The 7,703-nt window shown below is 31.8% G+C and carries 4 protein-coding genes and 1 pseudogene; 2 read left to right on the top strand and 3 right to left on the bottom strand.

What is annotated here, in order from left to right:
- Positions 1 to 2,121, bottom strand: a complete 2,121-nt coding sequence (locus AJN58_RS00835) for a methyl-accepting chemotaxis protein (protein WP_070232950.1) — start codon at positions 2,119 to 2,121, stop codon at positions 1 to 3.
- A 168-nt stretch (positions 2,122 to 2,289) separates the two neighbouring features.
- Here AJN58_RS00835 and zupT point away from each other — a divergent pair, with 168 nt between their 5' ends.
- Complete coding sequence (gene zupT / locus AJN58_RS00830; protein WP_052776816.1) at positions 2,290 to 3,165, top strand: zinc transporter ZupT; 876 nt, start codon at positions 2,290 to 2,292, stop codon at positions 3,163 to 3,165.
- 24 nt (positions 3,166 to 3,189) lie between these two features.
- On the opposite strand, the gene AJN58_RS00825 is transcribed toward zupT, so the two are convergent.
- The gene (locus AJN58_RS00825) at positions 3,190 to 5,706 is read right to left on the bottom strand and encodes a molybdopterin guanine dinucleotide-containing S/N-oxide reductase (protein WP_070278539.1); all 2,517 of its coding nucleotides are present in this window, start codon (positions 5,704 to 5,706) and stop codon (positions 3,190 to 3,192) included.
- Between the two features lie 10 nt (positions 5,707 to 5,716).
- Positions 5,717 to 6,292, bottom strand: a complete 576-nt coding sequence (locus AJN58_RS00820) for a cytochrome c3 family protein (RefSeq protein ID WP_070242974.1) — start codon at positions 6,290 to 6,292, stop codon at positions 5,717 to 5,719.
- A gap of 1,252 nt (positions 6,293 to 7,544) precedes the next feature.
- Here AJN58_RS00820 and AJN58_RS10545 point away from each other — a divergent pair.
- Positions 7,545 to 7,703: pseudogene (locus AJN58_RS10545) on the top strand (hypothetical protein); the annotation flags it as partial.

Here is a 7,703-nt window from a genome sequence, read left to right as displayed (position 1 = left end):
TTAAAACCTCTTCTTCTTAACATCTTCTAAGATATTATTAGCTATATCACTTACTGTACTAGAAATAATAGCTGATTCATTAGCAATTTCAACATTATCTTTAGTAGTTTGATCAATTTGTGCTACGCTATCATTGATTTGAGTAATACCTGCAGTTTGTTCTTTAATACTTTCTGCCATATCATTGATAGATTGAACAAGTAAATTAGTATTAGCTTCTATTTCAGATAAAGACTTTTGAGTTCTCTCAGCTAGTTTTCTAACTTCATCAGCCACAACAGCAAAGCCTCTACCATGTTCTCCAGCACGTGCAGCTTCAATAGCTGCATTTAAAGCTAGAAGATTAATTTGATCTGCAATATCACCTATGATACCTGTAACATTTTTAATCTCTTCAGATTGAGTGATAACATCACTAGTTTTAACTGAAACATTTTGCATAGAAGAAGTGATCTCTTCTAAAGCTGCTGCAGTTTCTTCTAAAGATTGAGCTTGAGAATTTGAAGAAGTGGTTAAGCTTTGAACAGCAGTTTGTAATTTTCCACTTTCATTAGCTAAAGCATTAGCAAAGTCTGAACTTTGTTTTAGCATTTTAACTATTTCATCGCCTAAAGCATTAGTAGTTAATTCAACACTTCCTGAAGCATTAGAGATTTTATTTCTAAAATCTAAGCTTTTGTATTCTTCAAATATTTTATGAATAACATTCATATCAGAACCTACTCTAGCTTGTAAAACATCAAGAAGTTTATTTAGAACATTTTTAAGTTCAATAAGTTGTGGGTTTCTTGGATTAGCAGTAATTCTTGCTGTTAAATTACCACCTTCTACAACTGATACGGTTTGAACTGATTCTTTAACAGCTTGATTGTCTTGTTCTAAACCTTTTTTAGTAGCAAGGATGTTTTCGTTGATCATTTTGCCCATTTTTCCAAGTTCATCATCGGCTTTGATTGAAATTAAATCAACTTCGTGTTTTTCGTGATTTAAAAAACGAAAGAAATTTTCTAAAGATTTTAAAATGACAGGAATTCTAGATCCAACTATTTTTTTAACGCAGACATAAACTATAATCAATATGACAAGTAGTATAAAAAAAGAAATCACAATAAAAATAATTTCTAGTTTCTTTAAAGGTGCTAAAACTGAATTTTTAGGAGCAGTTACAACCATACTCCAATAACTTGAATTATTTGCAGTACTAAAAGATGAAACGGATGCATAGCTTAAATCTCCAGTTGAAGCAACATAATCATCTATTATAACAGTTTTGTGTTCTTTAACAGCATTATTGACTAACTCCACAGAGGGATCTTTATTTATATCACTGAGTGTTTTTAAAATGGCATTATGATTTTTATGAATGGCAATAACACCTTTATCAGTCATTAAAAATCTTAAATCCCCTTCAAAAAAATCTAATTTTGGGTCAAGTATGGTTTCAGAAACTTCAGAAAAATCTAAAGTATATCCAGCAACTCCAATCAATTTACCTTTATTATTAAAAATAGGCATTCCAAAATTAATACCTAGAAAATCTTTTCCATCGTAGTTAAGTTTAGTTGGTGGCCCAACAAATAAACTATCTTTATCTCCATATTTAGCGTTTTTTTCTACTTGCTCTATAATCTTTAAATTACCAAAATTATTTGGCGTTTGAATCGTTTCTATTCCTCCAGATTTTCCAGTGGTTTGATCAAAATAAATCATAGCAAAAGTTTTACCATCAGAACTTGTGTATCTTTTATCAATTCCTTGAGCATCCCCTAGCACTGAAGTATCTTTTAAATACAAAAAAGTATAAGCTGAATATAAACTACTATCAAATAAATTTTTCATTAAGCTTTCAATCAAATCAGCATCAACTTGATTATTGTGTTCAAACATATCATTTAAGGAAGTTGCGGTTCCTTTTGTAAGTGCAACAGTTTCATTTAGAATACCTTCCATATAATTGGTGTATCTTTTTGAAGCTAAAAATATTGAATCTTTGGCCTCTTTTTCCATATTTTCAGAAATATATATGGAAACTGTTGAAACTAATACGATAATGCCTAAAATTACCCCTATAGCTACAGATAGAATAAGCTTAGTGCTTATATTTAAAGAACGAAAATTCATATTTTTTCCTTAACTTTTAAAAATTTATAAAAAACTTAGTATAGTATTCTATAATTTTTTAAAATATTCTTAAAAATTTTAATATCTTTTGTAATTTTACCATATGTTAACTTTTTATAAATATAAGTATTTAAAATATTAAAATTTTATTGAAGTTAAGAATTATTAATGCAATTTACCTTTGAACAAATTTTTATCGCAATGCTACTGACTCTTTTTGCAGGTTTTTCTACAGCTATAGGTTCTATAATAGCCTTTTTTTCTAGAAAAGATGATTTAAGGGTACTTTCTTTAGGACTTGGTTTTTCAGCTGGGGTAATGATATATATTTCTTTCATGGAAATTTTACCCACTGCACTTAAAGATTTTAAAAATCACTATGATTCGCATTGGGCTGAGCTTTTGGGATTAGCTTGTTTTTTTGGTGGAATTTTAATATCTTTATTGATTGATAAATTAATCCCCGAAGATGTCAATCCTCACGAGCCTAAAGAGGATTTAAGCGAGTTAAAAATTTGTCCCTTACCTCAAAAAGGACAAAATCCTCCGAAATTTCATCCTGGAGAAAAGTTGCATCAGATCAATACTAAAGCTTTAAAACGCACAGGGATTTTTACAGCTTTGGCTATTGCTATACATAATTTCCCAGAAGGTTTTGCTACTTTTATTTCGAGTCTTGACAATCTTACTTTAGGAATTGCTATAGCTATAGCTGTGGCTATACACAATATCCCTGAAGGTTTGGCCGTGAGTTTGCCAATTTACCATGCTACAGGAAATAAGAAAAAGGCTTTTATTTATTCAGCTCTTTCGGGTTTTGCAGAGCCTTTGGGTGCTTTTGTTGGAGCTTTGATTTTATTGCCTTTTATAGGCGATCTTACTTTAGCTATAAGTTTTGCTGTGATTGCAGGAATTATGGTTTTTATATCTCTTGATGAACTTTTGCCCGCTGCAAAAACTTATGATAAGGCCCATGATAGTTTATATGGACTTATATTAGGAATGGCAATAATGGCTTTAAGTTTAAATTTGCTTGGACAATAGAAAGCCTTACGGCTTTCTTGCAATTTAATTCACACCTTTTGGCGCATTAAAGGCAGTAAGTTTTGGTAGTTCACCTTTAAATTTTTCTATGTTTACGAGCCCTGTGTGAGAGATATTGCCATTGGCAAGTTTTGAAGTTGGCATATCCATGGTTAAAACATTTGCATTTCCACATTTGCAAAGTCCGTTTTCATTAGGATCATACCAAGCACCTTCACAAATCCTTACAACCCCTTGCATGATTTCATCGCTTACAACAGCCCCTGCTAAAACTTCACCGCGTTTGTTAAACACGCGTACTACATCGCCATTTTTTATACCAAGTTTTTTTGCATCTTTGGAATTGATTAAAATCGGCTCTCTATCTTTTATTGCATAAGTATCTCTTAAGCTTGTGTGGCAAAGTTGAGAGTGCAAGCGATCTCTTGGGTGATTTGTAAGTAAGTGGAAAGGTGCTTCTTTGGTTGCATTTCCAAGCCATTCAATAGGCTCAAACCAAGTAGGATGGGCTTTGCAATCATCATAATTATAATTTTTAATCGCTTCTGAGTAAATTTCAATGAGTCCTGAATCTGTACCCAGAGCATTTAAGATAGGATCTTCTATAAATTCTGAAAAACGAGTCCATTCTAAACTTTCAGCTGTTGGTTCAAAAGTGATTGGTTCATTTTTAGCCCAAAATTCTTCAAAACTTGGCATAGGAATAGCAAAAGCTTCGCCAAAACTTTGAGTTTGTTTTAGGGCACTGTTGTAGTATTCTTTGATGAAATCTTTAGCTTTTTTGCCATTTTCTGTATAGGCATTAAAGACATCTTTTCCATAAATTTTACAAATATCAGAGAAAATTACATAATCATCTTTGCTTTCACCCACAGGCTCAACTGCTTGTTTCATAGGAGCTATATGCATATTTGAATAATCTCCTGTCATGGTAATATCATCTCTTTCATAAGATGAAGTTACAGGCATAACAATATCTGCCATTTTAGCTGTTGGAGTCCAGTAAATTTCATTTACCACAACGGTGCGTGGTTTTCTCCATGCTTTTACGTTAGTGTTAGTATCTTGATGGTGCACTAAAGGATTTCCGCCTACCCAGTAAATAAAATCAATATCAGGATAGGTAAGCTTAGAGCCGTTGTGATCTATGGTTTTTCCAGGGTGAAGTAAAGCATCAGCGATTCTTGCTACAGGGAAAGAATAACTCGCTGCATTTTGAAGCCATTCTGCGCCTTCGTTTGAAGTTTCGCTTTTTACTAAACCTTTAAATTTACCATTTTTCCAAATCCCTAAACTACCTGCTGTCATACCGCCGATAACTCCGCCTTTGCAAGTTGGAACACCGCCATTGCTGTAATGATAGCTTAGTCCAAAACCGCCTCCTTTTGTGCCGATTTGTCCTAACATTGCACAAAGAGTAACTAGCATCCAGTGAGGCTGTTCGCCATGATGTGCTCTTTGCATACCCCAACCACTCATAATCATAGTAGGATTATCATAAAAAGTTTCAGCTAATTTTTTGATAGTTTTTTCATCGATACCGCAAATTTTACTTGCCCATTTGGTATCTTTTTTCACTCCATCTTCTTTACCTTCTAAATAATCTTTAAATTTATCAAAGCCTGTAGTGTAAGTGTCTAAAAACTCGTAATTAACTTTTTTCTTAGCAATTAAATGGCTTGCCATACCCATCATTAAAGCTACATCGGTATTTGGGCGTGGAGCTATCCATTTGGCATTTAAAAATTTCGCTGTAGTGGTTTTTATAGGATCTATACAAATCACTTTGATTTTACTGTCTTTAAGTTTTTCAAAGTATGCCAAACCTCTTTGTTCGTTTGAAGTCCAAGCTATGCGTAAAGTAGAAAGCGGATCAGCACCCCAAATCACAACATATTTAGAATCACTTAAGATATTTTCCCATGAGGTTTGTTGCTCATAAACTTCAATCGATCCTACAACATAAGGCATAATCACTTGAGAAGCTCCTGTAGAATAGTCTCCTGTAGCTCCTACAAATCCACCTGTTACATTTAAAAATCTATGAAGTAAGATGCGTGAGTTTTGCATATTTCCACTTGATTTCCAGCCATAGCTTCCACCAAAAATCGCACTTGCACCTTTACTATCTCTTGTTTTTTTAAGCTCTTTGGCGATAAGCTTGATCGCTTCACCATAACTTACGCGAACAAACTCATCTTTTCCGCGAAGCTCAGGTTTAGGATTGTCAGGATTTTCAAGGTAGGATTTACGCACATAAGGATACTTCACACGAGATTTATAAACCATATCGGCAGTATAGTGCTGTAAAGGATTATCCATTTTTGTAACTTTTTCCCAAGGTTCACTTTTTACTATCTTACCATCTTTTATAGTGAGTTTTAAAATCCCCCAGTGTGCTGCGGTAATCACTTCTCCATTTTTTACAAGTCCGAGGCTAACTTTTGAAGCTTCTACGGTTTTTCCTGCACTTAAGCTTGGAATGAGAGGTAAAGCACTTAAGCTCGCTCCAATTTTTAAAAATTTTCTTCTATCTAGCATGCTTTTCTCCTTATTTTGTTTTAAAATCTTTTGCGTTTTTTTGTAAGTATTCTATAACTAGCCATCTGTCTTTTTTATCAATACCTGTTCTATCGGCCATAGAACGGAAAATTGCAGGCCAAGCATTAGCTGTAAATTCTTTTTCTTTGTGGATAGCGTGGCAAATTCCACAGTTATTTACAAAAAGCTCTTTGGCTCGATTTAACATTTCTTTATTGTCTTTGACAAATTCTTTTTTATCTGCCCAAATTTCAAGGCTTACCTTATCCCATTTTCCATTTTTTCCAGTTATTCTTTGAGAGAAATTTAATTTTGTATTTTTAGAAAAAGCTGCAACAATAATTCTTTGAGAGTCATTGAAATAAATCACAGAAGGTGCTTTAGGATTTACATAACCATCAATTTTTAGCAAAACCCTGTTATTTGCGCTTTTTAACACTTCAAAAGGATTTGTAGGTAAAAGTCTTCCTATGACTTTAGTATCATCTTTATTAAGATAAAGCGATACAACTTCATCAGTATAGGCGGTATTTTTTGCCCATAAACATGTCGCTAGGACAACAAAAGAAATGAAAATCTTTTTCATTGCTATTCCTTAATATAAATTTGATGTAAATGTATTTTAACATTATTTAATTTAATTATTAATTAATATTAATAAAATATTAATTAATAATTAATAACTTTTTTAGAAAAAAATAAGCATTTTATAGTTATAATTCTAGAAAATAAATATACAAGAAAGGAAGACAATGTTAAAATCTATCGGAACTAAATTAACCCTTTCAGTAATTGGAAGTGTTATGGTTAGCTTAGTCTTTATGATTGCCATCATATCATGGAAAGTTTCTCAAAATATGGAAAAAGAAGCAGAAATTGCTCTAGATATAGCTTCAAAAAGATATGTAAATTATATGCAATCCACACTTAACGAACCTTTTTTACTCTCTAAAGCATTAGGTACTAGTATACAACAAGTTATTAATGATAATGGGAATATTGACATTAATGTATTGGAAAATTTGACCAAAAAAACATTAGATTCAAGTATGCATACCACTTATGCTTTTTTATACATTAAAGATCTTTCAGTCTTATCAGGAAATAAAGAAAAAGACATTCAAAATGGAAATTTATCTATTGTTTATAATGATTCAACTCCAGGGATTGACGGAGGTATTAAAACATTTATACAAAATAAAAATATGTATAACAGTATACCTGTAATCTCAAAAATTGAAAACAATGTGCACAATGGAGAACAAAAGATTATTTTTGGTTCAGTTAAGCGTCTTGATTATGGCAATGGAGAATTTTTAGGGATAAACTTAGGAATGCCTATTTTTAATCAAAAAGGAGATTTTGCAGGAGTTATTGGTTTCTCTTTAGAGCTTTCACAGATGTCTAAAGCTTTACTTGATCCTTCATTAAATTTTCACGAAGGAGATCAAAGATTACTACTTACAGATGATGGAACATTTGTTATACATGAAAATCCTAAAGCAATTTTGCAAAAAATCAATGAATACAACCATTCTCCTTCTGTAGCTCCTATATTAAGTGCTATTAAAGAACATAGAGATATTTTAATCAATAATTTTTATACATCTACAGGTTTAACTAGTTATGCTTCGGTTGTCTCCTTTAGTACCCTAGAAGATTCAAGTTATTGGAGTATACTTGTAACAACCCCTAAAAATTCAGTTTTAAAACCTTTATATAATCTTCAGTTAATTATAGTTGCTGTAGTTGTTATATTTTTAATTATAATTTCAGCTATTGTATATATGTGTATAAAATATATGGTAAGTGCAAAAATTAATTCAATTTTTAAATCTTTGCAAAATTTCTTTGACTTCATCAACCATAAAACAAAAAATGTTTCTACTATAGAAGTAAAAAGCAATGATGAATTTGGACAAATCTCAAGTGCTATCAACGAAAACATCCTTGCTACTAAAAAAGGTTTAGAACAAGACAATCAAGCTGTTAAAGAA

The sequence above is a fragment of the Campylobacter sp. BCW_4321 genome (genome assembly GCF_001763075.1).
GTDB lineage: Bacteria > Campylobacterota > Campylobacteria > Campylobacterales > Campylobacteraceae > Campylobacter_D > Campylobacter_D jejuni.
Note: the sequence above shows the minus strand (reverse complement) of the source record. Positions and strands in the feature narration are given on the sequence as shown.